This window comes from Rhodoferax sp. LS1R11, assembly GCF_056521395.1.
The window spans coordinates 140,743-167,368 of sequence record NZ_JBWMAW010000001.1 but is presented as its reverse complement, the minus strand read 5'-3'; the positions used below and the strand labels follow the sequence as shown (position 1 = coordinate 167,368).

28 protein-coding genes and 1 pseudogene are annotated in these 26,626 nt (G+C 61.2%); 14 read left to right on the top strand and 15 right to left on the bottom strand.

The window, feature by feature from the left end; all coding sequences use genetic code 11:
• Nucleotides 1-21 precede the first annotated feature (21 nt).
• From AC097N_RS00830 to AC097N_RS00810, 5 genes are read right to left on the bottom strand one after another with little or no spacing between them, the layout of a single operon-like run.
• The gene (locus AC097N_RS00830) at nt 22-534 is read right to left on the bottom strand and encodes a DUF3299 domain-containing protein (RefSeq protein ID WP_479578833.1); all 513 of its coding nucleotides are present in this window, start codon (nt 532-534) and stop codon (nt 22-24) included.
• A 37-nt stretch (nt 535-571) separates the two neighbouring features.
• Nucleotides 572-814, bottom strand: a complete 243-nt coding sequence (locus tag AC097N_RS00825) for a hypothetical protein (RefSeq protein WP_479578832.1) — start codon at nt 812-814, stop codon at nt 572-574.
• Between the two features lie 4 nt (nt 815-818).
• Nucleotides 819-2,033: an ABC transporter permease gene (locus AC097N_RS00820; RefSeq protein WP_479578831.1), complete on the bottom strand. Its 1,215-nt coding sequence runs from the start codon at nt 2,031-2,033 to the stop codon at nt 819-821.
• 1 nt (nt 2,034) lies between these two features.
• Nucleotides 2,035-2,712, bottom strand: a complete 678-nt coding sequence (locus AC097N_RS00815; protein ID WP_479578830.1) for an ABC transporter ATP-binding protein — start codon at nt 2,710-2,712, stop codon at nt 2,035-2,037.
• Nucleotides 2,709-3,188, bottom strand: a complete 480-nt coding sequence (locus tag AC097N_RS00810) for a Fur family transcriptional regulator (RefSeq protein WP_479578829.1) — start codon at nt 3,186-3,188, stop codon at nt 2,709-2,711. Before AC097N_RS00810 ends, AC097N_RS00815 begins: the two co-directional genes overlap by 4 nt.
• A gap of 134 nt (nt 3,189-3,322) precedes the next feature.
• On the opposite strand from AC097N_RS00810, the gene AC097N_RS00805 reads away from it, so the two are divergent.
• From AC097N_RS00805 to leuA, 6 genes are all read left to right on the top strand, one after another.
• A complete protein-coding gene (locus AC097N_RS00805; protein ID WP_479578828.1) occupies nt 3,323-3,469 on the top strand; it encodes a hypothetical protein in 147 nt (48 codons plus the stop codon).
• A 5-nt stretch (nt 3,470-3,474) separates the two neighbouring features.
• The gene (locus AC097N_RS00800; RefSeq protein WP_479579184.1) at nt 3,475-4,245 is read left to right on the top strand and encodes a metal ABC transporter ATP-binding protein; all 771 of its coding nucleotides are present in this window, start codon (nt 3,475-3,477) and stop codon (nt 4,243-4,245) included.
• Nucleotides 4,242-5,144 (top strand): metal ABC transporter permease, encoded by a 903-nt coding sequence (locus tag AC097N_RS00795; RefSeq protein ID WP_479578827.1) that lies wholly within the window; start codon nt 4,242-4,244, stop codon nt 5,142-5,144. Before AC097N_RS00800 ends, AC097N_RS00795 begins: the two co-directional genes overlap by 4 nt.
• 54 nt (nt 5,145-5,198) lie before the next feature.
• Nucleotides 5,199-6,101 (top strand): metal ABC transporter substrate-binding protein, encoded by a 903-nt coding sequence (locus tag AC097N_RS00790; RefSeq protein ID WP_479578826.1) that lies wholly within the window; start codon nt 5,199-5,201, stop codon nt 6,099-6,101.
• A gap of 113 nt (nt 6,102-6,214) precedes the next feature.
• Nucleotides 6,215-6,949, top strand: coding sequence for a TerC family protein (locus AC097N_RS00785; RefSeq protein WP_479578825.1), 735 nt, complete (start codon nt 6,215-6,217; stop codon nt 6,947-6,949).
• Nucleotides 6,950-7,144: 195 nt separating this feature from the next.
• A complete protein-coding gene (leuA, locus tag AC097N_RS00780) occupies nt 7,145-8,860 on the top strand; it encodes a 2-isopropylmalate synthase (RefSeq protein WP_479578824.1) in 1,716 nt (571 codons plus the stop codon).
• A 19-nt stretch (nt 8,861-8,879) separates the two neighbouring features.
• Here leuA and AC097N_RS00775 read toward each other — a convergent pair whose 3' ends face one another.
• The 9 genes from AC097N_RS00775 to AC097N_RS00735 all read right to left on the bottom strand — a co-directional run bounded on the left by AC097N_RS00775 (nt 8,880) and on the right by AC097N_RS00735 (nt 17,508).
• Nucleotides 8,880-9,887, bottom strand: coding sequence for a 2-hydroxyacid dehydrogenase (locus tag AC097N_RS00775; RefSeq protein WP_479578823.1), 1,008 nt, complete (start codon nt 9,885-9,887; stop codon nt 8,880-8,882).
• 2 nt (nt 9,888-9,889) lie between these two features.
• Complete coding sequence (locus tag AC097N_RS00770; protein ID WP_479578822.1) at nt 9,890-10,834, bottom strand: sugar kinase; 945 nt, start codon at nt 10,832-10,834, stop codon at nt 9,890-9,892.
• On the bottom strand, nt 10,831-11,685 hold the full coding sequence (locus AC097N_RS00765; protein ID WP_479578821.1) for a sugar phosphate isomerase/epimerase family protein: 855 nt from the start codon (nt 11,683-11,685) through the stop codon (nt 10,831-10,833). Before AC097N_RS00765 ends, AC097N_RS00770 begins: the two co-directional genes overlap by 4 nt.
• Nucleotides 11,675-12,466, bottom strand: coding sequence for an amino acid ABC transporter ATP-binding protein (locus AC097N_RS00760; protein ID WP_479578820.1), 792 nt, complete (start codon nt 12,464-12,466; stop codon nt 11,675-11,677). The genes AC097N_RS00765 and AC097N_RS00760 overlap by 11 nt, the downstream gene beginning before the upstream one ends.
• A gap of 35 nt (nt 12,467-12,501) precedes the next feature.
• Nucleotides 12,502-13,308, bottom strand: a complete 807-nt coding sequence (locus tag AC097N_RS00755) for a transporter substrate-binding domain-containing protein (protein WP_479578819.1) — start codon at nt 13,306-13,308, stop codon at nt 12,502-12,504.
• Nucleotides 13,309-13,362: 54 nt separating this feature from the next.
• A complete protein-coding gene (locus tag AC097N_RS00750) occupies nt 13,363-14,016 on the bottom strand; it encodes an amino acid ABC transporter permease (RefSeq protein WP_479578818.1) in 654 nt (217 codons plus the stop codon).
• A complete protein-coding gene (locus tag AC097N_RS00745; RefSeq protein WP_479578817.1) occupies nt 14,016-14,687 on the bottom strand; it encodes an amino acid ABC transporter permease in 672 nt (223 codons plus the stop codon). Before AC097N_RS00745 ends, AC097N_RS00750 begins: the two co-directional genes overlap by 1 nt.
• A 147-nt stretch (nt 14,688-14,834) precedes the next feature.
• Nucleotides 14,835-15,908: a LacI family DNA-binding transcriptional regulator gene (locus AC097N_RS00740; protein ID WP_479578816.1), complete on the bottom strand. Its 1,074-nt coding sequence runs from the start codon at nt 15,906-15,908 to the stop codon at nt 14,835-14,837.
• Between the two features lie 115 nt (nt 15,909-16,023).
• Nucleotides 16,024-17,508, bottom strand: a complete 1,485-nt coding sequence (locus tag AC097N_RS00735; protein WP_479578815.1) for an aminotransferase-like domain-containing protein — start codon at nt 17,506-17,508, stop codon at nt 16,024-16,026.
• A 124-nt stretch (nt 17,509-17,632) separates the two neighbouring features.
• Between AC097N_RS00735 and AC097N_RS00730 the strand changes: the two genes are divergently transcribed.
• The 5 genes and pseudogenes from AC097N_RS00730 (at nt 17,633) to AC097N_RS00710 (ending at nt 20,880) form a co-directional block, all read left to right on the top strand.
• On the top strand, nt 17,633-17,923 hold the full coding sequence (locus tag AC097N_RS00730) for a DUF2917 domain-containing protein (protein WP_479578814.1): 291 nt from the start codon (nt 17,633-17,635) through the stop codon (nt 17,921-17,923).
• A gap of 222 nt (nt 17,924-18,145) precedes the next feature.
• Nucleotides 18,146-18,781, top strand: a complete 636-nt coding sequence (locus AC097N_RS00725) for an ABC transporter ATP-binding protein (RefSeq protein WP_479578813.1) — start codon at nt 18,146-18,148, stop codon at nt 18,779-18,781.
• A 265-nt stretch (nt 18,782-19,046) separates the two neighbouring features.
• Nucleotides 19,047-19,193: pseudogene (locus AC097N_RS00720) on the top strand (double zinc ribbon domain-containing protein); the annotation flags it as partial.
• Nucleotides 19,194-19,253: 60 nt separating this feature from the next.
• The gene (locus tag AC097N_RS00715) at nt 19,254-19,814 is read left to right on the top strand and encodes a hypothetical protein (protein ID WP_479579205.1); all 561 of its coding nucleotides are present in this window, start codon (nt 19,254-19,256) and stop codon (nt 19,812-19,814) included.
• 1 nt (nt 19,815) lies between these two features.
• On the top strand, nt 19,816-20,880 hold the full coding sequence (locus AC097N_RS00710; RefSeq protein WP_479578812.1) for a TAXI family TRAP transporter solute-binding subunit: 1,065 nt from the start codon (nt 19,816-19,818) through the stop codon (nt 20,878-20,880).
• Nucleotides 20,881-20,894: 14 nt separating this feature from the next.
• On the opposite strand, the gene msrA is transcribed toward AC097N_RS00710, so the two are convergent.
• Complete coding sequence (gene msrA, locus AC097N_RS00705) at nt 20,895-21,437, bottom strand: peptide-methionine (S)-S-oxide reductase MsrA (RefSeq protein WP_479578811.1); 543 nt, start codon at nt 21,435-21,437, stop codon at nt 20,895-20,897.
• Nucleotides 21,438-21,581: 144 nt separating this feature from the next.
• Here msrA and AC097N_RS00700 point away from each other — a divergent pair, with 144 nt between their 5' ends.
• From AC097N_RS00700 to AC097N_RS00690, 3 genes are read left to right on the top strand one after another with little or no spacing between them, the layout of a single operon-like run.
• Nucleotides 21,582-22,289 carry a TetR/AcrR family transcriptional regulator gene (locus tag AC097N_RS00700; RefSeq protein ID WP_479578810.1) on the top strand — a complete coding sequence of 236 codons (708 nt, stop codon included), beginning with the start codon at nt 21,582-21,584 and terminating at the stop codon, nt 22,287-22,289.
• Nucleotides 22,286-23,419: an efflux RND transporter periplasmic adaptor subunit gene (locus AC097N_RS00695; protein WP_479578809.1), complete on the top strand. Its 1,134-nt coding sequence runs from the start codon at nt 22,286-22,288 to the stop codon at nt 23,417-23,419. Before AC097N_RS00700 ends, AC097N_RS00695 begins: the two co-directional genes overlap by 4 nt.
• Before the next feature lie 2 nt (nt 23,420-23,421).
• The gene (locus tag AC097N_RS00690; RefSeq protein WP_479578808.1) at nt 23,422-26,598 is read left to right on the top strand and encodes an efflux RND transporter permease subunit; all 3,177 of its coding nucleotides are present in this window, start codon (nt 23,422-23,424) and stop codon (nt 26,596-26,598) included.
• Nucleotides 26,599-26,626: the final 28 nt, after the last annotated feature.

Sequence of the window (26,626 nt, the reverse complement as noted above, 5' to 3'; positions counted from 1 at the left end):
TCAAGCATTGAAGGAATAAGGCTATTTCACGCTGACCGCATCAGTGACGCGGTAGTACAGACCGTAGGAGTCGTCGTTCAAGACCGCAAATTTTCCTTCCACAATCACCGGCTCCAGGGAGTATTTGACGGGGGTTCTGGTTTTTACTTCGACCATGCTTTCCGGGCCGCCTGGCGTGCAAAAAGAGCAAGTCAAGGGCACAGCGCTGAGCAGAAAGTGTTTTTGCTTCTCGCCCGGCTCCAGCGGCATCATGAAACCCTGGATGCGCTGGGTCTTGTCGTTCAGCGCCACCACGGGCGCCGGGAATGCTGGCAACAGACGGTTCTTGACCGGTTTGGTCTTGACATCTGACAGCACGGACCAAGGCACCACGTCGGCCCGCTCGGGCAAGGGCGCAAACGGGCTGTTGGGGCTGTGAATGCCGGGGCCAGTGCCACCGGGAACGCCACCGGCGATGGGCGGGCTGAGTTGCGCCAGTGCGCCCCAAGGCAGAAAACAAGCCGACAACCAAGTGATGAATGCAACGCGTTTCATGACAAACCTCTCAAACCGTGGAATGACACCGATTGTCTCAATGCTCATGCTTCATGCCGCAAAACTTGCCAATCGCCAGCCCCTTGCAAGCCGCCTGGAGTGCTTTGTTGCAAGCCTCTTCCGCTTTGCCTGCCGCACGGCATTGAGCGGCAGCCTCGTGGGCGGCGGCAATGGCGCGGTGTTTGGCGATGTCCTCTTTGGTTTCCTTGTCGGCTTCCGCTGCTATTGAAACAGTAGCTGCTTGTGCAATGAATACGAGGGCTAGAAGCATTTTTTTCATAAATTCACCTGGATTGAAGAAGACTGGAGACACTGACGCGGTACGCCCCCCAGGCCGGCAACAAGGCCGACGCCAGAGACACACCGAGCGCCAGACACGGCACCACCACAAGCTCCGGCGGCCAGACCATGCCACCCATGAGCAGCGAGTTGTCGAGTTGCAGCAGCCACGCCAGCGCGGTGGCAAAGGCCTGGCCCAGCAGCAAGCCCAAAATGGACGCCAGCACACCCAGCCACAGCGCTTCGCACAGCAGCAAGGCCGCCACCTTGCCAGGCGGTGCGCCCAGCATGCGCAGCAGGGCCAAATCAGCACGGCGTTCGCGCACCGCGCTCCACAGCGCAATGAACACGCTCAAACCGGCGGTGAGCAAGAGCACGCCGGCAAAGGCGCGCAGCACGTCGGTGCCCAGGCCCAGCATGTTGAGCAGGCGGGTGATTTCCAGCGCGGGCGCAGCAGCCTGCATGTCGGTGGTGGTGTTGATGAAGCGGGGGAAACTCATGGCGGCCATGGGCGTTTTGTAGCGCACCAGGGCCAGGGTGATTTCGCGCTCTTCTTCCATCACCTGACGGTCTTCCTCGTCCACGGCGGTGTAGTCTTCATGCACTTTCCAGACCGAGGCGGTGTCGGTGAGGATCAGACGGTCCAGCACGCTGCCGCTGGGCGCCAGGATGCCGGTCACGGTGTAGGTGCTGTCGCCATGCACGTGACCGCCCGCACCCAGACCGTGCGCCCCGGCAAAGGTGTTGCCCAGGGCCAAACCGAGTTGACGCGCGGCGCTCGCCCCGACCACGACTTGCATGGGGGCGTCCCACAGGCGGCCCGCCGCAAGCGTGGCTTCGTAGTGGGTGATGTAGGCGTGCGAGGTGCCCACAATGCGAAAGCCGCGCAGGTTGTCGCCCAGGCTGATGGGAATGACACTGGCAACCAGCGGGTTCTTTTCCATCACGCGCACCGCCTTCAAAGACACGTTGCCGGGCGGCACGTCCATATGAAACACGCCCGAGAGGATGAGCTGCATGGGACTGCCCTTGGCGCCCACCACCACGTCAATGCCCGCCAGATCGCGGTCAAACGCCTTGTTCAGCTGAACGCCCACCAGCAGCAAAAAGGTGATGGAGGCCAGGCCCAGACTCAGCAGCAGCACATTGAGCGCTGCCCCCAAGGGGCGCGCCCACAGGTAGCGCCAGGCCAAAGACAAGGTCGTAAAAAAACTTCTCATGCTACGTATTTGATAGCTTCTTGCGCACGAACTGCATGGGCTGGAAGCCGATTTGACCCTTATTTTCAGCGGGAATGAGTGCGGCCACCCGGGCATCGTGGGTGGCAATGACCAGCGTGGCGCCCTCCGCCTGGGCGGTTCGCAGCAGCAGGCCCACGGCATGGGCAGCGGCTTCGTCGTCCAGGCTGGCGGTGGGCTCGTCGGCCAGAATCACGCGCGGCTGCAGCAGCACGGCACGGGCCAGGGCCACGCGCTGCGCCTGCCCGCCCGAGAGTTGGGCCGGTTTGCGCTGCGCCAGGTCTTGCACGCCCAGCGCGCTCAAGGCGGCGGTGATGCGCACAGCGTCTTCGGGCAGACCCGTGGCCCAGAACACCAGACTCAGGTTTTGCTGCACCGTCAGCGCTGCACTCAGGTGCAGTTTTTGGGGCAAGAAGCCAATAGCCCTTGCCCGCCATGCGTCAGCAGCTGCATTTTTAAGAGCACCCAGCGCTTGATCCGCCACCACCAGTTCGCCCGAGGTGGGCGCCATCAGCGCAGCGACCAGTGCCAGCCAGGTGGATTTGCCACAGCCCGACGGGCCGCTGAGCAAGAGCACACGGCCTTGCGCCACATCGACATCGGGGAAGCTCAGGGTGGGCCCGTCGGGGTAAGCGTAGGCAAGTTGCCGGGTGCGAATCATGCCGTCGCGCAGTCCACACACACGCCACGCACGGCAAAATCCATGCTCATGCCCTGGTAACCCAGCGCCTGGAGTGTCTCGATCGCGGTTTGCGCGGCGCGTTCCAGGTCTTGTGCATTGGCTTTGAGCGCCCCGCTGAGCGGGCTGTCGCGGTGGCAGCTTTGGCACTCAAAGTGCGGCATGGCGTGCACGCTGGTCGGCATGGCCTGGTAACGGCGCACGCGGCTGGCGTCCACCCGGCACAACAACAAGCCGACCTGGGTGAGCCGGTCAATCAAGCGGTACAGGGTGACGCGGTCCAGGGCGTCGGCCACGTTACTGTCACTCAACGCGGCCTGCAACTGGGCGTGGGTGTAGCTGATCTCGGGGTGGGCCAGCAACCAGCCCAGCACAAGGCGGGAGGCGGCCGTGCGGCGCAAGCCGTGGGCGGACAGCAAAGCGTCGATCGGATCAGCGTCAGCAGCGGGAGGGGCCATGAGAATCCTTGAATTATTGCAATTCAGTTGCATTAAATTTAAAACGCAATCAAGTTGCGATAGACTATACCGCAATCAAGTTGCATTATCAATGCAGCAGCGCCACCGCAACACTGCTTGACAAAAGAAACTCCATGACCCCACCGCGCGCCAGCTTCAAGTTTTCATGCCACAGCGTGCTGGCCTGGCCCGCCTGGCTGCGGGTGCTGGCGGTGTTGCCCGCACTGGCGCTGTTGTGGCTGGCCGTGCTGTGGGCGTCGGTCGAGGCAACACCCCTGTGAGCGCCATGGAAAACTGCACGCCCGCCAGCGCGCCCCTGATCGCGCTGCGCAACCTGACAGTCAGCTACCGCCAGCACCCGGCCCTGCACCACATCAGCGGGCAGTTTGCCGCCGGTTCACTCACCGCGGTGATGGGCCCCAACGGCTCGGGCAAGAGCACGCTGCTCAAAAGCATCACGGGCCTGCTGCCGATTGAAGGCGGCCGCTCAGGCGGTGCGCTCACCGTCAACACCGGGCGCGAGCGCATCGCCTACCTGCCGCAACTCAGCGAGCTGGACCGCAGTTTTCCCATGGAGGTGCGCGACTGCGTGCTGCTGGGCCTGTGGGGCCGCGCCGGCGCATTGGGCCGCGTGACGCCCGCCATGCAAGGCCAGGTTGACGCAGCCTTGCAGACGGTTGGCCTGCAAGGCTTTGAGCGACGTCCAGTGGGTACGCTCTCCAGCGGGCAGTTGCAACGCACACGCTTTGCCCGCTTGCTGGTACAGGACGCCCCCCTGATCCTGCTGGACGAACCGTTCAACGCCATGGACGCTAAAACCACCGCAGACCTCCTCAACCTGGTGCAGCAATGGCAGCGCCAGGGCCGCACCGTCATTGCTGTGCTGCACGACGACGCGCAAGTGCGCCAGCACTTTCCGCAAACACTGCTGCTGGCGCGCGAGTTGGTGGGCTGGGGTGCCACGGATGAAGTGCTGACATCGGCCAACCTGCAACGCGCCCGCGCCATGGCCGAAGCCTGGGACGAAACCGCCGCGGTGTGCGAGGTGGACACATGAGCGCGCTGCTGAACCCCGCGTGGGATCTGTTGATCGGGCCGTTTGCCGAATTCGCCTTCATGCGCCGCGCGCTGGTGGCGATACTGGCCCTGTCGCTCAGCGCGGCACCATTGGGTGTTTTTCTCACCCTGCGGCGCATGAGCCTGCTGGGCGATGCGCTCAGCCACGCGGTGCTGCCGGGTGTGGCGATAGGCTTCATGTGGTTTGGCCTGTCGCTCGGAGCCATGGCGCTGGGCGGGGTCATCGCCGGCATGGTGGTGGCGGGCGTGGCCGGGCTCATCAGCAAGTTCACCACACTCAAGGAGGACGCCAGCCTGGCCGCCCTTTACCTGGTGGCACTGGCTCTGGGCGTGACGCTGATCTCCAACCACGGCACGCAACTCGATTTGCTCCACATTTTGTTTGGCAGCGCGCTGGGGGTGGATGCCCAGGGCCTGCTGCTGGTCGCCGGTGTGAGCACGGTAAGCGTGCTGGCGCTGGCGCTGTTGTACCGGGGCCTGGTGCTGGAGACCTTCGACCCCGTGTTCCTCCAGGCCTGCCGCCCCAACGGGCGGGGCAGCTGGGGCAGTTGGGCATGGCAGCAAGGTTTTCTGATGCTGGTGGTCATCAACCTGGTGGCGGGCTTTCAGACCCTGGGCACGCTGATGGCCGTGGGGCTGATGATGGTGCCCGCCGTATCCGCCCGCCTGTGGCACGACACCCTGCCCGCCCAACTGGCCAACGCCAGCCTGCAAGCCATGGTGGCCGGGTTGGCTGGCTTGCTGCTCTCCTACCACCTGGACACGCCCTCGGGCCCCACCATCATTGGCTGCGCAGGCGCCCTGTACCTGGTCTCACTGCTGGTCGCACCCGGTGGCTGGCTGCCGCGCTGGCGGCGCACACCACACCGGATGGCATGAGCCCCCCTGCGGCCCGAATCCTGCTTAGTCAACTCAAACTTCTGTGATCAATCCATGAACAACACCCGTCGACTTTTTCTCGCCAGCGGCCTGGTCCTGGCCTCTTTGGTGGCCACACCGGCCCTGGCCGCTGACAAACTACCGGTTATCGCCAGCTTCAGCATTCTGGGTGATCTGGTGCGCGTGGTGGGTGGCGACCGGGTGACGGTGACCATGCTGGTGGGGCCGGACGAAGATGCCCACACCTTTGAGCCCAAGCCTGCACACGCCAAGGCTATTCTGAACGCCCGGTTGCTGGTCACCAACGGTCTGGGGTTTGAGCCCTGGATCAACAAGCTCGCCAATTCGGCAGGCTACAAGGGGAGCAAAGCCGTGGCTTCCATGGGCGTTACTGGCCGTCTCATGGCCGATGAACAAGGGCACGCGGAGCCTGACCCCCACGCCTGGCAAAACCCCGACAACGTGGTGCTGTACGTTCGCAACATTGCAGCCGCCCTGTCCGCTGTGGATGCCGGCGGCACCAGCATCTACCAGGCCAATGCACAGGCCTACATCAAGCAACTGCAAGCCCTGGACGCCTGGAGCAAAGTGCAGTTTGCCGCCATTCCTGTCGCCAGGCGCAAGGTCATCACCGCCCATGACGCCTTTGGCTACTTCGCCGCCCACTACCGAATCAAGTTTCTGGCGCCCCAGGGCGTCAGCACAGACGCAGAACCCAGCGCCAAACAAGTGGCCCAGCTCATCCAGCAAATGCGGCGCGAAAAGATCAAGGCCGTTTTTGTGGAAAACATGAGCAACCCCAAACTGATGGCGCAATTGAGCAAAGACGCGGGCGCCACCGTGGGTGCCAGCCTGTACGCCGATGCACTGTCAGCCGCCGACAAGCCAGGCGCGACCTACCTGCAGATGATGCGTCACAACGTGACTGAACTGGCCGCCGGCATGAAGCTGAATTGATTCCTGCCGGCCCGAAAAAGCCTTAATGAGCTTGGGGCTTCAAGCGCTGGGTCAGCCACCGAATCAGAACGAGGTGATTAGACTGGCGCCCTTTACGTTTGCCGGGACCCCTCATGGAATTTCTATTTGATCCAAATATCTGGATCGCCTTCTTCATGCTTGCTGCCCTTGAAATCGTCCTGGGCATCGACAACATCATTTTCATCAGCATCCTGGTGGGACGCCTGCCGGCCGAGAAACGTGACGTGGCGCGTCGCCTCGGACTGGGCTTCGCCATGGTCTCGCGCATCGCGCTGCTGTTCAGTCTGGCCTGGGTCATGACGCTGACCAGCGCACTGTTTACCGTGGCGGGCCAGGAAATCAGCGGCCGCGACCTGATCCTGCTCGGGGGCGGACTGTTCCTGCTGTACAAGGCCTCGCATGAAATCTTTCTGGAGGTCGAAGCACACGAACCCAAAGAAACTACGGCGGGCGTTGATACCGTGAAAACCGGTGCCACCCTGTTCTGGGGAACGATTGTGCAAATCGGCATCGTGGACATCGTCTTTTCGCTGGACTCGGTGATCACGGCAGTGGGCATGGTGAACAACATCAACGTGATGGTGGCCGCCGTGGTGGCGTCTGTCGCCGTCATGATGTTTGCGGCCAAACCGATTGGTGATTTCGTTGATAACCACCCGTCCATCAAGGTGCTGGCTCTGGCCTTTTTGACGATGGTCGGAACCCTGCTGATTGCCGAAGCGTTTGACGTCCATGTGCCCAAGGCCTATGTCTACACCGCCATGCTGTTTTCCCTGGGGGTGGAGGCACTCAACATCAGGGCACGTAACAAGCGGCTCGCGACCTAAATTTCTCTCCTGATATTCAGACCTCACCCCTGAGGTTTGAATATTTGGAATATTACAGCTTAATTTAAAATAATTTAGCTATTAAATTCCAATAACTGGCATTTCAAGGCAGAACAACGCAATCGGATTCCGGGGCACTTTGGGTACGATAAATCTCATCGAAACCATCGCTCTCTCACCCAGGAATCCGACCCCATGTTGAAGCAACCCGCCACCAAGTACCGCCCTTTCCCACCCGTGAATTTGCCTGACCGGCAGTGGCCGCAGCGCACCATCACGGAGCCTCCCGTCTGGATGAGCACGGACCTGCGCGACGGCAACCAGTCGCTGTTCGAGCCGATGGACCGGAAGCGCAAGATGCGCATGTTCCGCACGCTGTGCGCGATTGGATTCAAGGAAATTGAGGTGGGATTCCCGTCCGCCTCACAAACGGACTTTGACTTTGTGCGCTCGCTGGTGGAGGGCGATGACGTCCCTGCTGATGTCACCATCGAAGTCCTCACGCAAGCCCGGGAGCACCTGATCCGCCGGACAATGGAATCGCTCAAGGGTGCGCGTCGCGCCATCGTGCATGTGTACAACGCCACGTCCAAGCCATTCCGCGATATCGTGTTTGGCATGAGCAAGCCGGAGGTCATCGAGATGGCCGTGTCAGCCGTACAGCTGGTCAAACAACTCGCGGCGCAATCCCCGCAAACCGAATGGGTGCTGGAATACAGCCCCGAAACCTTCACCGCGACCGAGCTCGACTTTGCCCTCGAAATCTGCGACGCTGTGACCGCCGCCTGGGGCGCCACGCCGGAGAACAAGGTCATTCTCAACCTGCCCACCACGGTGGAGTTGGCCACACCCAACATCTATGCCGACCAGATCGAGTGGATGCACCGGCACCTTGCACGGCGCGACAGCGTCATCCTGAGCCTGCATCCGCACAACGACCGGGGCACCGCCGTGGCTGCCGCCGAGCTCGGCCTGATGGCCGGTGCTGACCGGGTGGAAGGCTGCCTGTTTGGCAACGGCGAGCGTACGGGCAACGTGGACATTGTGACCCTGGCGCTGAACCTCTACACCCAGGGCGTGGCACCGGGACTCGACTTTTCCGACATCAATGAAGTGGCCCGCACGGTGGAGCATTGCAACCAGTTGCCGATCCACCCGCGCCACCCGTATGTGGGCGATCTCGTTTTCACCGCGTTTTCCGGCTCGCACCAGGACGCGATCAAAAAAGGACTGGCCGCGCAGCAGCCCGATGCGTTGTGGAACGTGCCCTACCTGCCAATTGACCCCGCCGATGTGGGCCGCAACTACGACTCGGTCATCCGGGTCAACAGCCAGTCGGGCAAAGGCGGTGTGGCCTATTTGCTGGAGACCGACTACGGTGTGGTCATGCCGCGGCGCTTGCAGGTGGAGTTTTCCGGGGAAGTGCAAGCCCACACCGACAGCCACGGGGGCGAGATGACTGCAGCGCACATCTGGCAACTGTTCTCGCGCACTTACCTTGAAGCCAGCAAGCCGGTGCGCTACGTCGAACACCATTTGGTGGAGTTTCCTCAGTCACAGGGCATTCGGCTCGTCGTGGAAGTGAATGGCCGACGCCAGGTGCTCGAAGGCCAGGGCAACGGCCCCATCGATGCCGCCGTGCATGCCCTGCATGGCATTGGCATCAGTGTGCAAGTGCGCAGTTTTGAAGAGCGCTCCACCAAGCCCAGCCGCGAGGCTGGCGACGCACAGGCCTGCGCCTTTCTGGAGCTCATGCCTGTGGGGGGGGGCGTCGAACGCTACGGGGTGGCGATCGACACCAACATCGTGACCGCCTCGGTCAAGGCCTTGATCAGTGGCATCAACCGGCTGGGCATGACGGTTGCGCCCGAGAGCGACCTCGTCGAACCATTGAGCGTGGCATGTGTGTGATGACTGGGCGCGGCAACCGTCAGGTACCAGTGGGGGGAAACACGGCAAGCGGTGGGTGGCTAGACAGCGCCAGGAGCAAGTTGCTGGTGGCCATTTGCGCCATGGCATGTCGCGTCTCATGCGTCGCTGAACCGATATGCGGCAAGGCCGTGACCTTGGGATGACTGCGCAGCGGTGAGTCCAGTGGCAGTGGCTCGGTGGCAAACACATCGAGTCCGGCCGCACGCAAAGTGCCGTGGTTCAGCGCATGCAGCAGTGCGGACTCCTGCACGATGGCGCCACGGGCGCCATTGACAAAAATTGCACCCGCTTTCATCAACTCAAACTCGCGTGCCCCGATCAATCCGCGGGTCTCATCGGACAGAGGCAGCACCACGACCACGATATCAGCCCGCTGAAGCAGCTCATCCATCGGCATCGGCGTGACCTTGCCCAACAGGTCCGGGGCATCTTGCGCGAGAGGGACCGCCCGTCGGTTGTGGTACATAACGGGCATGCCAAAACCCAGCGCAGCGCGCCGCGCCACCGCCTGGCCGATGCGGCCAAAGCCCAAAATACCCAGCGTTTTTCCATGCACGTCCCAGCCAAACAACTCTTCCCCGATGTTGCGCGTCCAGCGGCCTTCGCGCACGTGATTGGCCAATGCCACCAGACGTCGACTGCTGGCCATGATGAGTGAAAAAATGGTGTCCGCCGTGGTCTCGGTCAGCACGCCAGGCGTGTGGCACAGCGTAATGCCACGCGCCGCCAGCGCCGGTAATGCGTAGTTGTCAACGCCCACTGACACGCTGGAGATCACTTTCAGGCAAGGGGCGCGCGCCAGCAGCGCAGCATCCAGCGGGTAGCTGGAGCCAATCATGCCCTCGGCCGTGGTCAGCGCAGCGTGGAAAGCATTGACTTGTGCAGGCACACGCGGATTGGCCACGGTCACGTCATGCTCGGCCTGCAGGCGTACGAGCTGGTCAGGCGGCAGCTCCCGAAAGACCAGTACTTTTTTCCGCTGCACACTGGCTGTTGAAGTAGGCATGATCACAGTCCGGCTGCATTGAGTTGGGCGCGGGTCGGCAGGCCTTCGCTGTCACCTAGTACCTGCACGGCACGCGCGCCAATCCAGGCGCCACGCCTGACGGCATCGGTCACGCTCAAACCATCGAGCAGCGCGCTGATCACGCCCACCGCAAAGCCATCACCGGCGCCGACCGTGTCCACCACCTCGGCCACGGGGAAGCCGGCCACATAGCCAGCGCCGTCCTGGCCGTCATAAAAAGCGCCTTCGCTGCCGAGCTTGACGACCACCAACTCGGCGCCGCGCTGGCGGTAGAAGCGGGCAATGCCTTCGGGCGTGGACTCGCCGGTCAGAAAGCGGCCCTCGTCCAGGCCGGGCAGCACCCAGTGGGCGCGCGTGGCCAGATCGTTGATGGTGTCGCGCATCAGTTCGGGTGTGGCCCACAGCGTGGGTCGCAAGTTCGGGTCAAACGACACGCGGCGGCCGGCCATGCGCATCAGGTCCATGGTTTTGCGCGCAGCGTGAAGTGTCGATGGCGAGATGGCGGCAAATACCCCGGTGGCATGCAAATGCCGGGCGCTCAAGAGCCAGCTTTCGTCAATGTCGGTCAACCCCATGTGGCTGGCGGCCGATCCGGCGCGGTGGTATTCAACTGGTGGATCGCTGCTGTCGTTCACCTGGCCCTTGAACTGAAAACCGGTTTTTTGTGAGGCATCACACACGACGTGGGAACAATCGATGCCCTCGCCCGCCATGGCAGCCAGCAAATAGCGCCCCATGGAATCCGTTCCCAACCGGCTGGCCCAGCCCACTTGGAAGCCCAGACGGGCCAGCCCGATCGCAACATTGGTCTCGGCGCCCGCCGTGCGTTTATGGAAATTCTCAACCTGTTCCAGCGGGCCAGGCTGGTCAGCCACCAACAGCATCATGGCCTCGCCAAAGGTAATCACGTCCATCGCGCTGCTCATGTCGTAGCTCCCTGCTCAATGATGGAAAGGACCTGACTGGGTGTGCCGGCGGCACCAGCAAGGCCAACCGCAACGCGGCGCAGTTGATCAATTTCCAATTGCGCCACCGTCAACAGGTCATCGCCCACCAGCGGGTATTCAATGGCCCACGGCACATCGACGGGCAAGGCCCGCAGCACGGCGCGCCAAGGTGCGCTCGACTCAGCCAGTGGTACGGCCACCCAGCGCTGCGGCTGGCGCTGCACGCCTTTGCAATGAACATAACGCACTTGCGGCGCCAGAGCCGCGGCGGCCTGCAAGGGGCACTCGCCATTCCAGTGCCAGTTGCCCATGTCAAACGTCATCCCGAGGAACAACCCTTGTGCATTGGCGGTGGTAAAAAAGTTTTGCAGGGCAGTCAGCGTGCCGGCCATCGGCGTCTGGTCGTTTTCAATCAGCAGCTCCATGCTGGCCGACTGCAAACGCTGTTGCAGGCCATCCAGCGTGTGGGCGGAGGCCGGGCCAAAGCCGCCAATTGCCATTTTCAGGCGTGTCGCACCCAGCGTTTGCGTCGCCGTCAGGGCCCGCTCCAGTGCGGACACGTCCAGCAGGCCGTCTGCCGCCCAGAGGTACTCCGCGCTCGAATAAACCAGGCTTTTCCCGGCGGCCCGCACCGCTTGGGCGATGGTCGGGAGCTCAATCGCCGGTTTCAGCAGCAACTCGCTGCGGACTTCCACGCCATCGGCACCAGCCGCCAGACTCAGTTCACTGAACCAAAGCTGCCCGTGGCGCCGCACTTCGGCGGCCCCGAAAGCGGACAGTGAAATCAGCACCGGCGGCGCGGCGGCGGCTGTGACAGCCTCAGTGCGCATGTTGCGAGTTCAAGATTTGCCCCAGGAAGTTCCGGGTGATCTCGTGCTGCGGGTTGCTGAAGAACTGCTGCGGCGGCGCCTCCTCTACGATCTTGCCATTGGCCATGAAGATCACGCGGTCGGCCACGCTTCGGGCAAAACCCATTTCGTGGGTCACACACAGCATGGTCATGCCCTCTTCGGCGAGACTCACCATGGTGTCCAGCACCTCCTTGACCATCTCAGGGTCAAGCGCAGACGTGGGTTCGTCAAACAACATGATCTTGGGCGTCATGCACAGGGCGCGGGCAATCGCCACGCGCTGTTGCTGCCCCCCTGAGAGCTGGCTCGGGTATTTGTGGGCCTGCTCGGGAATGCGTACGCGCTTGAGGTATTTCATGGCGATGGCCTCGGCCTCCTCGCGGCTCAGGCCGCGCGAGCGCATCGGCGCCAAGGTGCAATTTTGCAAAATGGTCAGGTGAGGGAACAGGTTGAACTGCTGGAACACCATGCCCACCTCCTGCCGCACCGAGTCCACGTTCTTGCCACCCGCCGTCAGATCAATGCCGTCCACCACGATGCGACCACTTTGCACCGTCTCCAACCGGTTGATGCAGCGGATCAAGGTGGACTTGCCCGAGCCCGAAGGCCCGCAAACCACAATACGCTCCCCGGCCCGCACGTTCAGGTTGATCTGGGTCAGCACCTGGAACTTGCCAAACCATTTGTCCACGGCTTCGACACGGATGATGGGCTCAGCGCCAGGAGCTGCTGCGGGAGGGGATTGGATTGTGTGTGTCATTGAGAAGCACCGTTGTCTGCGATATTGCGCCAGGTTTATTGCATCTTCGGCAAGTCGATTTCCAGCCATTTGCGGTAGAGCTTGTTAAGTTCTCCGTTGGCCGTGTTGCGGGCCACGAAATCATCCACCGTGCCGAGCAGCTCAGCCTGTCCCGGACGCATGGCCACAGCCATGACCTGCTGGCGCAGCAGGAATTTATTTTCATAAGTGTTGGCAGGCGCACGCTTGTCAATTTGCGCCGCCACCGTGGTCGAACAGCCGATGGCATCGACCTGACCCGACATCAGCGCTTGCATAGCCGACGCGTCATCGTCAAAACGGCGAATCTCGGTGCCCTCGGGGGCGACCGCTGTCAGCGCCACGTCCTGCGTGCTGGCACGAGCGACACCGACACGTTTACCCTTGAGGTCGGCAGCACTCTTGATCCCCGCTTTCTTGTCGCCATACACCACGATGCTGGCGGCGGCGTACGGTTTGGAGAACTGCACCTGCTTGGCGCGCTCGGGGGTGACCGCAAGCGAGGCCACCAGAAGGTCCACCTTGTTGGTCAACAGGAACGGAATGCGGTTGGGGCCTGTCACGGGCACCAGGTTGACCTTGACGCCCAGGTCTTTGGCCATCAGGCGGGCCACGTCGGCGTCATAGCCGTCGGGTTGGTTGCTGCTGTTCATGGTGCCGTAAGGGGGGAAGTCCACCAGCATGCCAATGGTCAGCTCACCCTTCTTCTTGATGTCGGCGACGGTCTGCGCGCTGGCAGCCGGAACCCAGGCGGACAGGGTAGCGGTCAGGCCCAGCGCGAGGGCGGCGCCTGTGAATGTGCGACGTTGCAGATGCTTGATCATGGTGAAGTCTCCGGTGGTTGTGGTGAAAAGTGATGGGTAAAAACTGGGGGCAACTCAACGCGTCAACGCTGCGGCCTGCCGGCGCTCCATGCGGGCGGCCAGCAGGGACAAGGGCCAGCAGAGCACGAAATAGATGGCGGCCACCACGCTGAATACGATCAGGGGCTGGAAAGTGGCGTTGTTGATGATTTGTCCGGAGCGGGTGACTTCGACAAAGCCGATGATGGCGGCCAGCGAAGTCCCTTTGATGATCTGCACCATGTAGCCCACCGTGGGGGCCAGCGCAATCCGAGCAGCCTGCGGCAGGATCACGTCCCGCATGCGTGAGACATAGGACAGGCTCAGCGCCTGCGCCGCCTCCCACTGCCCGCTGGGTATCGCCTGGATACAGCCGCGCCAGATCTCGCCCAGGAAGGCGCTGCTGTTGAGAATGAGGGCCGCACCTGCCGCTACCCAGGGGTTGATTTCCAAACCAAGCACTGGTGCCCCAAAAAACACCAGAAAGAGCTGCAGCAAAAGTGGCGTACCCTGAAAAACCTGGATGAAAACGCCCGACAAAAAGCGCGCCACACCGTTGTGCGAGGTACGAGCCAGCGCAATGATCAGGCCACCCAGCGCGCCGCCCAGGAAGGCAATCATCGAGAGCGCCACGGTCCACTTGGCCGCCTCAAGAATGAACAGAAATTCGGGAAAACCAAAAGTACGCATCAGCGACCTGCCGGGTAGTTGAGGGCCAGGCGGTAGATCACCCGGAACAGCGCAGAAAATGACAACGCCAGCAACAGATAGATGCCGGCCACCACAATGTAGATTTCAAAGCTGCGAAAGGTCTGCGATTGCAGGTTGGCCGCCACCGAGGTCAGATCGTCTGCCGAAATCGCCGACACAACCGCCGAGCTGAGCATGAGCAAAATGAACTGGCTGGTGAGGGCTGGGTAAACGGTGCGCAGCGCCGGCTTCAAAATGACAAACCGGAAAATTTCATGGCGTTTCAGGTTGAGCGCCAAACCGGCCTCGATCTGCCCTTTGGGGATGGACTCGATGCCAGCACGGATGATCTCGGTCGCGTAGGCCCCCAGATTCACCACCATGGCGACCAGCGCGGCGGCATAGGCCGACCAGCGCAGGCCCAGCGCAGGCAACGCAAAAAAGAAAAAGAACAACTGCACCAAAAAGGGAGTGTTGCGAATCAGCTCGATATAGGTATTGATGACCCAGCGCAGCGGGCGCGGTCCGGCGGTCTTGCCCCAGGCGCAGACAACGGCCACCATCAGCCCGAACAACATGGCGAGCAGCGATAGCTCGATGGTGTTGAGCGTGCCTTTGACCAGCAGCGGCCAGGCGGCAAAGACATCACCGAATTGAAATGAATAGTTCATGAGCGGGCGCAATCGCCAGGTTGGGCACAACAATTTCTGATCAACTGATTTCAGTGTTTAGCCTGAGCCAACAAGACTGAAACCGGTTTCAGTAAATTATAAAAGTACCGTTATCCGCTCGGTAATTATGGAAAACCCTAGTACCCGCTAAATGACAGCGTGAACCGACGAACCACGGGGCACCAGGCGACCGGACAGAAAAATCTGGCGTGGCGGTAGCTCCATGCCCTTCAACCGTTCAATCAGACAACCGGCCGCTATACGCCCCAACTCCTCGGTTGGCTGCGCAATGGTGCTCAGGCCCGGGCCGATATAGGGCGACCACTCGGTTTCATCAAAACCAACCAGACCGACATCGGTGCCGAATTGCCAGCCCAGGCGCGCCATGGCAGCAACGACTCGCAAGGTCACCACGGCGTTGCTGGAGAGCACACTGGACGGGCGCTGGCCAGCACGTTGACGCAGGCTGCGCAGGGCATCGTCCAGCGCTTGCGGGTCTTCCGACGTGCTTTCAAAAGTCTTGCCTTGCAGACCGGCGACGTCAGGCGCGGCCTCGCTGATGAACGAGCGAAAAGCAGTCTCGCGTTCCTCGCGCGAACTGACGTTTTTGACCGGCTCGGAAATAAAAAGCAACTCACGGTAGCCCGCCTCAATCAGATGGCTGGCGCCCATGCGTATCGCGCCGGCATTGTCCAGAGAGACAAAATCGGCCTGCATACCGTGATGGCGACGATCTACCAGCACCACGGGCTTGCCGTAGCGGGCGGCTTCAGCGGCAGCTTGGGCATCACGACCCAGTGTGTTCAGGATAAAACCATCGACTTGATAGGCCGTGAGCGCCTCAATGGCTTCGCTTTCACGCTGGCTGTCATTGCCCAGGTTAAAGAGCATGAGCAGGTAGCCGGATTCCTGACAGGCTTTTTCGGCCCCGCGCAACACCGCCACTGAAAAGGGGTTGGTCACATCGGCCACCACCAGTCCAATCAAGCGCGAGCGTCCGCGTTTGAGCGCCTGCGCCATCGGACTGGGGCTGTAGGACAGCGCCGCGATGGCAACCTCCACGCGAGTGGCAATATCTTTGGTCAGCAGCTTGTCGCGGTGGTTCAGAAACCTTGAGACCGTGGCTTTGGAGACCCCTGCCTCCCGTGCCACGTCGGCGATGGTGGCACGTGCAGGCGTCTGCGCAAGCAGCTTTGAGGGCGAAAGTTTGTTGCTGGGCATCGTCAATGGCATCTATTTTTGATTTTCATGAAACCAATTTCAGTGAATATTAGCATCGCCACGCGGCATAAAACAGCCCCTGGTGATGCAGCGCCTGGTGGGTGCCGTTCACGCGTCAAACCGGGACAGCTCGCCGGCGCAACTCCTCCAGCGCCGCCGACAGCCACTTGAGCATGGCGGGGTTCCCGCTGGTGGCAATGTTCATGCGCAGCCAGGTGCTGGGCGTTTGCCGGGGTGAGAACAAGGCGCCGGGCGCCAGCAGGTAGCCCGCCTCCAGCGCCATGGCGGCCAGGGTGATGGTGTCCACACCGGTGTCAAACCAGCCCAGAAAACCGCCCTGCGGCCGGCAAAACGCTTTCATGCCCAGGGATTCCATGCGCTTGAAGGCAGGCTCTCGAAGTTCATCCAGCGCGGTTTGTACCCGCACGCAGTGTTTGCGGTAGCTGCCCTCCGTGAGGGCCCGGTGCACGATGCGCTCGTTGATCTCGGGCGTGGCCAGTGAGGTCAGCAGCTTTTGATTGCCCAGTGATTCGGTCATCTCGACGCTGGCGGTCAAAAAACCGACACGAATATTGGGCACCAGCATCTTGGAAAAACTGCCCAGGTAAATCACCCGCTTCAGCTGGTCCAGGCTGGCCAGGCGAACGGCTTGCACACCGCTGGGCAGAAAATCGGCATAAATATCGTCTTCCACAACGATCATGTCATGGGCCTCGGCGATGCGCAAAATCTGGTACGCCGTGGCACTGCTCAGCACCGTGCTGGTCGGGTTGTGCAACACCGAATTGATGATCAGCATTTTGGGTTTGCACGTGGCGGCCAATTCGGCCAGGGCCTGCACATCAGGGCCCTGCGGCGTGTAAGGAACGCCCACCAGGTTGACGCCCATCATCGCGAGCGTGCCCAGCTGCGCCGACCAGGCCGGGTTGCCGACGAGGACGCTGTCACCCGGGCGCAAAAACTTGCGCACGATGAGGTCAATGGCCTGCGTGGCACCAGACGTGGTAAGTACCTGGGCGGGGGTCGCCGAGATTTCGATCTCGGCCAGCTTGCGTGTGATTTGCTCGCGCAATGGCGCATATCCTTGGGCCAGGGCGGCATGGGACAGCTGCAGGCCTGACGCCGAAGCAACGGAGCGCAGCCCGGCCCTGATCAGGTCGCCACCACACAACGCAGGGGGCAAATAACCCAGGCCGGGCGACATGTCCGCCTCGATGCCACTTTGCATGTTGCGCATCAGCCAGCCCATGTCGATGGTCTGGGACCGTGCGGGCAAGGCCTTGGGCCGCTTCACGACACTGGTGCTGGGTTCCCGCACAAAAAAACCGGCGCCACGGCGTGCCTGCAAATGCCCGCGCACCACCAGCCGCTCATAGGCTTCCACCACCGTGAAACGGGACACGCCCCGGTCTGTGGCCAGCTGCCGCACCGAAGGCATGCGCATGCCGGGCCGGAACACCTGCTCCGCAATGCGGTGCTCCGCCCATTGAACCAACTGGTCCACCAGCGTCAACTGACCGCCCAGCGTGGCGCTGCGGTCGAGCAGCACAGGAGAAATACGTGACGCGTGGTGGGGTGCTGTTTGGGTTTTTGAGGGCATGGCCGGAAAATTGTATTGGTCTTTTCACCGAGCCAGTTTCAGAAACTATCTGGTCAACTGTACCGGTACTGTCATGGTCAGGAGCTTACATTGTTGACTCTGACAACGCAAGCAAGGAGACACCATGTACCAGATAGAAACTTATGAACTCAGCACGTCGCGTGTTGCCATGTTTCGACTGAAGGCTGGCTGCGTGATTCGGGTCACCCAAGGCCATCTGTGGCTGACCCTGCAGGGCCAGGCAGACGATATCTGGCTGCGCACCGGTGAGAGCTGGACGGTGCCGGTCAAAGGCGTGCTTTGGCTGGGTGCAGAACCCATGGCGGAGTTCAAGCTTGCGCAACCGCTCCAGGGGCAATGGAAACCGACCTTGCCACGCATCACTATGGGGTCACGCGTATTGCTACAAATTTAATAGCTATATACGCAGGTTATACGAGGGCTACAGCCTGTTTTTACTTAAAATTTAATGAAAACTGACGTGAAAAAGACCTGCCGGTTCATGGCCAGGTTTGAACACGGCGACCATCTGCATCAGCCCCAGGGCGTGAGTCACGCTGGCACTAAACTGCTGTTTGCATTTCCCTGCCCAACCGCTGGAGCCATCTTGTGGCCCTGCTCTCAAGTTGTTTACCCCATGAGCCTGTTCAATCCCCCTGCCGTTTTGCAAATGGACGACCTGTATTTCGCCTACCCGCAGCGCACCCTGTTCAGCGGCCTTTCCGCCCAGATTCCACCCGGTGTGAGCCTGGTGTGCGGTGGTGATGGCAGTGGCAAAACCACGCTGCTGCAGTTGTTGGCAGGCGTCCTGCCGGCCCAGCGGGGCAGCCTGCAGATCAAGCACCTTCTGCTGCGTGACCAGGCCGACGCCTACCGGTCACATGTCTTTTGGGTCGATCCGCGCACCACGGCCTTTGACCAGATGTCTGCGGCGGCCTACTTCAAGACCCTGCCCGCCGCCTATCCCCGCTTTGACGAACAGGCGCTGGAGAAGCTGATGGACGGCCTGTCGCTGACGCCGCACATCGACAAACCCATGTACATGTTGTCCACCGGGTCAAGGCGCAAGGTATGGCTCGCCGCCGCCCTGGCGGCTGATGCCACCGTTACCCTTTTGGATGAACCCTTTGCGGCGCTCGACAAGGCATCCATCAACTTCGTGCTGAACTGCCTGGACAACGCTGCCAGCCACACCAGCCGCTCCTGGGTCGTGGCAGCCTACGAGCCCCCCGGGCAGGTGCCGCTGGCCTGCGTCATCGACCTCGGGGACTGAACCGGCACGTCTGCGGCCAGGTGCCTGGTGTTCGCCAGGCAGCGTGTCGGGATTTTTGACACTGACACCGCCGCATGCGTCGTCATTGCGGGCAAACCCATTGATAAATATCAACAATTTTGCATCGGCACGCAACGTGCTTTTGAAATCTGAAAAATTACGCGCATTCTTCAGTGAGGCGGCACAAAGTTCTGAGGGATCAGGTAATTGGACTTCGATGGTCTGCCTGTAATTTCGCCCGTTTCAACAAGGTCACCTCATCGAGATGTCATCGACACCCCCTCTACAGTGCCTTTTTTGCAACCACCTCAACCCGGGGGGGGCCAGCTTCTGCAACGACTGCGGCTCGCAGATGCACCTGCAACCCTGTGACCGGTGTGGCGCGATCAACAAACGAACGGCAAAAAGTTGTCATAAATGTGAGTCCAGCTTCACCTTGCCCGGAGCGGCCGGGCGCGAGGCTGAACGACGCATGCCATCCACCGCGCTTGAAGAAAGCACCACAGGTTTCGCCAATACGGCCTCGCCAGACCACGCCGAGATAACCAACGAATCACCCCAGTTTTATCAACTGGTCACGCCGCAAAGCGATGTGCAAAACATCCGGGCCAAGGCCCGTCCCGCGTGGCGCCTGAAAGCAATCACTGTGTTGGTGGCCGTGAGCGCCCTGGCCACTTATTTCTACAGGTCCCAGGAAGCGCCGGTCACAAAAAAGCCAGTCGTCGCAGCCCCCGCCCAAGAGGCTCCTCCCACGGCAGTTTCAACCGTGGTCGCGGCGCCAGTTATTGCACAACCTTTGGAAGCCGTCTCGTCACACACGATCACAGCCCAGCCTCGCACCACCGTCAAGCCGGACCCTGACAAAACCATCGCCGTGGCCCCCACAGGCGCGGGCCCTGCGCCGCAACAAGTGCGGCCAACCACGATGGCGGACACCACGACCCGCCCCACACCACCCTTATTGAAAGAGTGCCCGGACGCAGTAGCCGCACTGGGCTTTTGCAACCAGGGCTCCAAACAGGAGAAACCGTAACATGACGAAATCTTTTTTTTCCAAGCGGCTGTTGGCCGCGTTGCTGTGCGTCACCACGGGAGCGTTCGCTGCCGTCGACTACAAAATTGTGACGGCCTCCGAACGGGGCACCTACATCAAGATTGGACGCGATCTTGCCGAACTGGTGGCGCCGTCGGCAGACATCCGGCTCGATGCGGTGTCGTCAGCGGGCTCGGCAGAAAACGTGCGGCGTCTGCGCCACGAAACCGGTGTGAAACTGGCCCTGGTGCAGTCCGACGTTTACCAGTCATTCATTGACATGGCGAATGCAGGCAATGCCGGGGCGGGCGTCCTGATTCGGCCCTTGCGGGTGATCATGCCGCTGTACAACGAGGAAATCTACTTTGTGGTGCGGGCTGACTCAGAACGCAATTTCATTCACGAGATCAAGAACGCGAAGATCAACGCCGGTGAGCTGGGAAGCGGCACGGCGCTGACCTCGGCCACGCTGTACCGAATGATGTTTGGCGAGCCCATGGTGGACGCCAATGCCAGCTACCTCTCCAATGAAGAGGCATTGGCCAGACTGGTCACCGACAAAACGCTGGATGTGGTGGCCGTCGTGGCCGGTCAACCCGCCAAACTGCTGGCCGACATGAAACCCGAGTCGCGCCAACTGATCAAGCTGCTCAAATTTGACCCCAGCCACGTCAGCAGCAAAGACGTACTGAAAACGTATTTCCAGGCCAATGTCAAAGCCAGCAACTACCCGAACCTGCTCACGACCGATCTGACCAGTCTGGCCGTGAAGGCCTTTTTGGTCACCTATGATTTCCAGTTAAAAGACACCGAGACGCACCTGCGGCAGATGGCGCGCTCCTTGTGCCAGAACTTTTCAACGCTGCAGGAAAAAGGGCACCCCAAGTGGCGGGAAGTGAGCCTTGCCCTGCCGGACTTGGGGCGGGGCTGGTTCTACTATGGGCCAACGACCCGCGAGTTGCGGGCCTGCATCGCAGCCGCCCCCAAATCGGGCACACCGGTCAAAACAACGCGCCCTGCCCGGACATGTTCACAGCAGGAACGTATTTTGGGATTCTGCCCCTAGCGCTTCAACTTCGCTCAACTGCGCGCCAGCCGCGCAAAAGTCTTGCGAAACTTGGCCACCTTGGGCCCAGCCACGGCCACGCAGTAACCCTGGTTGGGGTTGTTGGCAAAGTAATCTTGGTGGCATAACTCCGCCACCACGTAGTTCTCCAGCGGCATCACCTCCGTCACGATGGGTCGCTCGAACGTCCCCAGCGCCGTGACCTCTTGAATGAAATCATGGGCAGCGGTTTGCTGCTCGGGGCTTGAGCAATAGATGCCGCTGCGGTACTGGGTGCCCGCATCAGCACCCTGGCGGTTCAGGCTGGTGGGGTCATGAATCACAAAGAAAATTTCAAAAATTTCGTGCAGACTGATCTCGGCCGGATCAAACGTGAGCTTCACGACCTCGTTGTGGCCCGTGGTGCCGGTGCAGACCTGCTCGTACGTGACCTTGGGCACGTGGCCATTGCAGTAGCCGCTTTCCACATCGGTCACACCGCGCACGTTCACATACACGGCATCAAGGCACCAGAAGCAGCCACCGCCCAGGGTAATGGTTTGCAGGGAATCGGTCATGGAAACTCTCCGTTCAAGCTGTTGATTCAATCGTTGCAGGCATCTTACGCGGCGCGCACGAAACACCACATGCCTCCGGGTCTTTGCCCGCATTGACAGTGCCGAATGGCAAGGCTACATTAATAACCAGTCAGTCATTAATTTATGCCCCTGTCCAAACTTATCTGCAAGACCCCAAGCTCCGCGCCATCGCGGCATGAACGCCGCAAGGACGCCCGGCCGGGCGAACTGCTCGACGCCGCCCTGAACCTCTTTGTTGAAAAAGGCTTTGCGGCCACCCGCGCCGAAGAGGTGGCCAAACGGGCTGGCGTGTCCAAGGGCACGCTCTTTCTTTACTTCGCCAGCAAAGAGGAGTTATTCAAAGCGGTGGTGCGCGAAAACATCTCAGGGCGCTTTACCGAGTGGAACGACGAGTTCGAGAGTTTTGAGGGCAGTACAGCCAACATGCTTCGCTTCGCCATGAAGACCTGGTGGGAACGGCTGGGTTCGACCAAAGCGTCGGGCATCGTCAAGCTGATGATGAGCGAGGCGCGCAACTTCCCCGAACTGGCCGCCTTTTACCAGCAGGAAGTCATCCAGCCGGGCAGTGATTTGATTCGGCGCATCTTGCAGCGCGGTGTAGACCGCGGCGAGTTTCGGGAAATCGACATGAAGTACGGGGTCTATCTCGTGCTGGCCCCCATGCTGTTTCTGGCCATGTGGACTCACTCCCTCGGGTCGTGCTGCAAAGCCACGGACCGGCTGGTGCCTGAAGACTATATTGCCTTGCAGGTTGAAACCATTTTGAACGGGCTGAGCATCACGCCAGCCTCTTCACCGTCCCCATCACAACAACAAAAAACTCCATCATGAAACCTTGGCTGAAATGGCTGCTTGTCGGCCTGGTACTCGCCGCATTCGCGGCGGGTACATTCAAAACACTGTCGGTGCGACAAGCCCAAAAAGAAGCGTTACAAGCCCAGCAGGCCGCCCAGAAAGGGCAGGCCATGGTCGACCTGGCACCCACTGACCTTGTGCAGGCCAAAACTGTGACTTTGTCACAAACCCTGGCCATTTCCGGCCCGCTCAAAGCAGTCAATTCAGCCACCGTCAAAGCCCGTGTTGCCGGTGAGTTGCAAGGCCTGACCGTGCGTGAAGGTGACTTCGTGAAAGCGGGTCAGGTCATTGCCCGGGTGGACGCCACCGAGTCCCAGGCCCGAGTTCGTCAGGCGCAGCAACTAGCCGAGTCGGCCAAAGCGCAGGTCGACATTGCCAGACGCAGTCTGGACAACAACCGCTCGCTGGTTGACCAGGGCTTTATCTCCCGGACCGCGCTGGACACATCCGTGGCAACGCTGGCCGCCGCCGAGTCCAACTACCGGGCGGCACAAGCCGGCGCTGACGTGACCGCCAAGTCTTTGCAGGACACCGTCTTGCGCGCGCCCATTGCCGGGCAGGTGGCCCAACGGCTGGCCCAACCCGGTGAACGCGTGGCCATTGACGCGCGCATCATCGACATCGTGGACCTGAGCCGCCTGGAGCTTGAAGCCAGCCTGAGCGCCGCCGACTCCCTGCAGGTCAGGGTGGGGCAAACCGCGCAAATCACGGTTGAAGGTGCCGCCCACCCCTTGACTGCCAGAGTGGTTCGCGTGAACCCCAGCGCGGTTGCGGGAAGCCGCGCGGTGCTGGCCTACCTGGCCATCGACGCCGATGCCAACCTGCGCCAGGGTTTGTTTGCACAAGGCGCCTTGCAAACGGGAAGCGTATCGGTTCTGGCCGTGCCCTTGAGCGCCGTGCGCACCGACAAACCCCAGCCTTACGTTCAGGTGATCCGCAACGGGCAGGTCACGCACCAAACAGTGACTTTGGGCGAACGTGGTGAATTCAATAATCAAACCTGGGTGGGCATTTCCGGCGCCACCGAGAACATGACGATTTTGGGCGCAACCATGGGCGCGCTACGCACCGGCACACTGGTGAAAACTGCACTGGTGGCCCCGTAATCATGTGGTTCACACGCGTCAGTCTTAAAAACCCGGTCTTTGCCACCATGGTCATGCTGGCCCTGGTGGTACTGGGCCTGTATTCCCTGCAGCGCCTGCAGGTGGACCAGTTTCCCAACATCGATTTCCCTGTCGTCGTGGTGACGACCGAATACCCCGGTGCCTCGCCCGAGATTGTGGAAAGCGAAGTCTCCAAAAAAATTGAAGAAGGCGTGAACTCGATCGCCGGCATCAACGCGCTGACCTCGCGCAGCTACGAAGGCCAGTCGGTCGTGATCATCGAGTTTGGCTTGCACATTGACGGGCGCAAGGCCGCCGACGATGTGCGGGAAAAAGTGGCCACCATTCGCCCGACGCTGCGTACCGAGGTGAAGGAGCCGCGCGTCCTGCGGTTTGACCCGTCCGCCCGGGCCATCTGGTCGGTTGCCGTGCTACCAGACACCATGGTCAAGGGGGCCACGCCCATGACCCCGGTGGAACTGACCAACTGGGCCGAACAAAGCCTCAAGAAGCGTCTGGAGAATGTGCGCGGTGTGGGCTCGGTCACGCTGGTGGGGGGCACCAAGCGCGAAATCAATGTGTACCTCAACCCGCAGGCTCTGGAGTCTTTTGGTATCACACCCGACCAGGTGGTGACGGCGGTGCGCAATGAAAACCAGGACCTGCCGGTCGGGGCCATCCGCTCGCAGGAGCAGGAGCGCGTGATCCAGATTGCGGCCCGCATGCAGCGCCCGGAAGATTTTGGCAAGATCATTGTAGCCCGCAAAAATGGCGCGCCCGTGCGCGTGGAGCAGGTGGCCCGCGTGTCCGATGGGGCACCGGAAGTCGAAAGCCTGGCCCTCTACAACGGCCAGCGCACCTTGTTGCTCAATGTCCAGAAGGCGCAGGACGAAAATACCATCGCGGTGGTGGACGGCCTGATCAAGACCCTGGCCGAGGTGCAAAAACAGTTGCCTGCGGGCGTTCGCCTGGAGCAGATCACCGATGGCTCACGGCAGATTCGCGTGTCGGTCTCCAACGTGCGCCGCACGCTGATTGAAGGTGCCCTGCTGACCGTGCTGATTGTGTTTTTGTTCCTGAACTCGTGGCGTTCCACGGTGATTACCGGGCTCACGCTGCCGATTGCCATCATCGGCACCTTCCTGTTCATGAACCTGTTTGGCTTCACCATCAACATGATCACGCTGATGGCCCTGAGCTTGTGTGTGGGCTTGCTGATTGACGACGCCATCGTGGTGCGTGAAAACATCGTGCGCCACGTGCAGCTGGGCAAAAACGTGTACCAGGCGTCGCTGGACGGCACGCAGGAAATTGGCATGGCGGTGCTGGCCACCACCCTGTCCATCGTGGCGGTGTTCATGCCCATCGGGTTCATGGGCGGCATCATCGGCAAGTTCTTTCACGAGTTCGGCATCACCATCGTGGCCGCCGTGCTGATTTCGATGTTTGTGAGCTTCACGCTGGACCCCATGCTATCAAGCATCTGGCATGACCCCAGCATCGAAGACCACAAGCGCCGCGTGCCTGGCCCTGACGGCAAACCCTGGGTGCCCGAGACGCGGTATGACAAAACCATTGGCCGGGTCACCGGCTGGTTTGATCGTGCGACCGAGTCCCTGGTCGACGCCTACCAGCACATCCTGCGCTGGGCGCTCCAGCACCCACTTGCCACGGTGGGCCTGGCGCTGGCGATCTTTGTGGGCAGCATCTTCATGGTCCCATTGTTGGGCACCGAGTTTGTACCCACGTCCGATTTTTCGGAAACGTCACTGACCTTCAACACACCCGTAGGCTCGTCGCTGGAGGTGACCGAGGCCCGCACGCGCCAGGTCGAGGCGATCCTGCGGGAGTTTCCCGAGGTGCGCTACACCCTGTCCACCCTCAACACCGGTAACGCCCAGGGCAAGATGTACGCCAGCATCTACATCCGGCTGGTCGACCGCAAGGAACGCACGCTCAGTGTGGACGCCATGTCGGTCGTACTGCGCGAACGGCTCAAAACGGTGCCCGGCATCACCGTGACGCACGTGGGCCTGCTCGACGCGGTGGGTGGCAACAAGCAGATTCTGTTTTCCATCCAGGGGGCCGACATGGCCGAACTGGGACGTTTGACCCAGCTGGCGACTGAAAAAATTCGCAACATTCCCGGCCTGGTTGATCTGGACTCCAGCCTGAAGCCCAACAAACCCACCCTCGACGTGGACATCAAGCGCGACGTCGCCTCTGACCTCGGCTTGAGTGTGGCGCAGATTGGTGCCGCCTTGCGCACGCTGGTGGCCGGGCAAACGGTCGGCAACTGGCGCGCGCCGGACGACCAGACCTACGACGTCAATGTGCGCCTGGCACCCCAGGCCCGCAACAGCCCGGCTGATTTGAACCTGCTGCCCTTTACCGTGGGCAGCAACACCGATGGCAGCCCGCGCATCGTGCGGCTCAACCAGGTGGCGACCGTCAGGGAGTCCAGCGGCTCCAACCAGATCAACCGGCGCGATTTGACACGCGAGGTGTCCATCAGCGGCAACGTCTCGGGCCGGTCCGCAGGCGAGGTGTCGGCCGACATCAAAACCGCGATGGACAGCATCGCCCTGCCCCCGGGTTACAGCTACAAATTCAGCGGCTCCACCAAAGACATGGCCGAGGCCTTTGGCTACGCCATCTCGGCGCTGGTGCTGGCCGTGGTGTTCATTTACATGATCCTGGCCAGCCAGTTCAAAAGCTTTCTGCAGCCGCTGGCCTTGATGACCGCCCTGCCCCTGACGCTCATCGGCGTCGTGCTGGCGCTGATGATGTTCAACTCCACGCTGTCGATGTTCTCGGTGATTGGCGTGGTCATGCTCATGGGCCTGGTCACCAAAAATGCCATTTTGCTGGTGGACTTTGCCATCCGCGCGCGGGAGAACGGCATGGAACGCAGCGAGGCCCTGCTGATGGCCGCCAAAGTGCGCCTGCGCCCGATTTTGATGACCACGCTGGCCATGATTTTTGGCATGGTGCCACTGGCGTTTGCCCTGTCTGAAGGGTCAGAAATGCGCGCGCCCATGGGCCAGGCCGTCATCGGGGGTGTCATTACCTCCTCTTTACTGACCCTGGTGGTGGTCCCCGTGGTGTACTGCTACATGGACGATCTGGCGCAATGGATGACCCGCCGCTGGCAAGGCCGCCCCCGTGCCGCCGGGTAAAATTTACAAGCATCGGTTAATATACCCC

Excerpts from the sequence above, each read along its gene's own strand:
- AC097N_RS00715 (WP_479579205.1), top strand. The coding sequence starts at position 19,254 with ATGCCATCCACCGCGCTTGAAGAAAGCACCACAGGTTTCGCCAATACG.
- AC097N_RS00800 (WP_479579184.1), top strand. The coding sequence starts at position 3,475 with ATGGAAAACTGCACGCCCGCCAGCGCGCCCCTGATCGCGCTGCGCAAC.
- AC097N_RS00740 (WP_479578816.1), bottom strand. The coding sequence starts at position 15,908 with ATGCCCAGCAACAAACTTTCGCCCTCAAAGCTGCTTGCGCAGACGCCT.
- AC097N_RS00825 (WP_479578832.1), bottom strand. The coding sequence starts at position 814 with ATGAAAAAAATGCTTCTAGCCCTCGTATTCATTGCACAAGCAGCTACT.
- AC097N_RS00790 (WP_479578826.1), top strand. The coding sequence starts at position 5,199 with ATGAACAACACCCGTCGACTTTTTCTCGCCAGCGGCCTGGTCCTGGCC.
- AC097N_RS00690 (WP_479578808.1), top strand. The coding sequence starts at position 23,422 with ATGTGGTTCACACGCGTCAGTCTTAAAAACCCGGTCTTTGCCACCATG.
- AC097N_RS00710 (WP_479578812.1), top strand. The coding sequence starts at position 19,816 with ATGACGAAATCTTTTTTTTCCAAGCGGCTGTTGGCCGCGTTGCTGTGC.
- AC097N_RS00805 (WP_479578828.1), top strand. The coding sequence starts at position 3,323 with ATGACCCCACCGCGCGCCAGCTTCAAGTTTTCATGCCACAGCGTGCTG.
- AC097N_RS00745 (WP_479578817.1), bottom strand. The coding sequence starts at position 14,687 with ATGAACTATTCATTTCAATTCGGTGATGTCTTTGCCGCCTGGCCGCTG.
- AC097N_RS00750 (WP_479578818.1), bottom strand. The coding sequence starts at position 14,016 with ATGCGTACTTTTGGTTTTCCCGAATTTCTGTTCATTCTTGAGGCGGCC.
- AC097N_RS00810 (WP_479578829.1), bottom strand. The coding sequence starts at position 3,188 with ATGGCCCCTCCCGCTGCTGACGCTGATCCGATCGACGCTTTGCTGTCC.
- AC097N_RS00830 (WP_479578833.1), bottom strand. The coding sequence starts at position 534 with ATGAAACGCGTTGCATTCATCACTTGGTTGTCGGCTTGTTTTCTGCCT.
- AC097N_RS00775 (WP_479578823.1), bottom strand. The coding sequence starts at position 9,887 with ATGCCTACTTCAACAGCCAGTGTGCAGCGGAAAAAAGTACTGGTCTTT.
- AC097N_RS00730 (WP_479578814.1), top strand. The coding sequence starts at position 17,633 with ATGTACCAGATAGAAACTTATGAACTCAGCACGTCGCGTGTTGCCATG.
- leuA (WP_479578824.1), top strand. The coding sequence starts at position 7,145 with ATGTTGAAGCAACCCGCCACCAAGTACCGCCCTTTCCCACCCGTGAAT.
- AC097N_RS00755 (WP_479578819.1), bottom strand. The coding sequence starts at position 13,308 with ATGATCAAGCATCTGCAACGTCGCACATTCACAGGCGCCGCCCTCGCG.
- AC097N_RS00695 (WP_479578809.1), top strand. The coding sequence starts at position 22,286 with ATGAAACCTTGGCTGAAATGGCTGCTTGTCGGCCTGGTACTCGCCGCA.
- AC097N_RS00820 (WP_479578831.1), bottom strand. The coding sequence starts at position 2,033 with ATGAGAAGTTTTTTTACGACCTTGTCTTTGGCCTGGCGCTACCTGTGG.
- AC097N_RS00725 (WP_479578813.1), top strand. The coding sequence starts at position 18,146 with ATGAGCCTGTTCAATCCCCCTGCCGTTTTGCAAATGGACGACCTGTAT.
- AC097N_RS00785 (WP_479578825.1), top strand. The coding sequence starts at position 6,215 with ATGGAATTTCTATTTGATCCAAATATCTGGATCGCCTTCTTCATGCTT.
- AC097N_RS00735 (WP_479578815.1), bottom strand. The coding sequence starts at position 17,508 with ATGCCCTCAAAAACCCAAACAGCACCCCACCACGCGTCACGTATTTCT.
- msrA (WP_479578811.1), bottom strand. The coding sequence starts at position 21,437 with ATGACCGATTCCCTGCAAACCATTACCCTGGGCGGTGGCTGCTTCTGG.
- AC097N_RS00795 (WP_479578827.1), top strand. The coding sequence starts at position 4,242 with ATGAGCGCGCTGCTGAACCCCGCGTGGGATCTGTTGATCGGGCCGTTT.
- AC097N_RS00765 (WP_479578821.1), bottom strand. The coding sequence starts at position 11,685 with ATGCGCACTGAGGCTGTCACAGCCGCCGCCGCGCCGCCGGTGCTGATT.
- AC097N_RS00760 (WP_479578820.1), bottom strand. The coding sequence starts at position 12,466 with ATGACACACACAATCCAATCCCCTCCCGCAGCAGCTCCTGGCGCTGAG.
- AC097N_RS00815 (WP_479578830.1), bottom strand. The coding sequence starts at position 2,712 with ATGATTCGCACCCGGCAACTTGCCTACGCTTACCCCGACGGGCCCACC.
- AC097N_RS00700 (WP_479578810.1), top strand. The coding sequence starts at position 21,582 with ATGCCCCTGTCCAAACTTATCTGCAAGACCCCAAGCTCCGCGCCATCG.
- AC097N_RS00770 (WP_479578822.1), bottom strand. The coding sequence starts at position 10,834 with ATGAGCAGCGCGATGGACGTGATTACCTTTGGCGAGGCCATGATGCTG.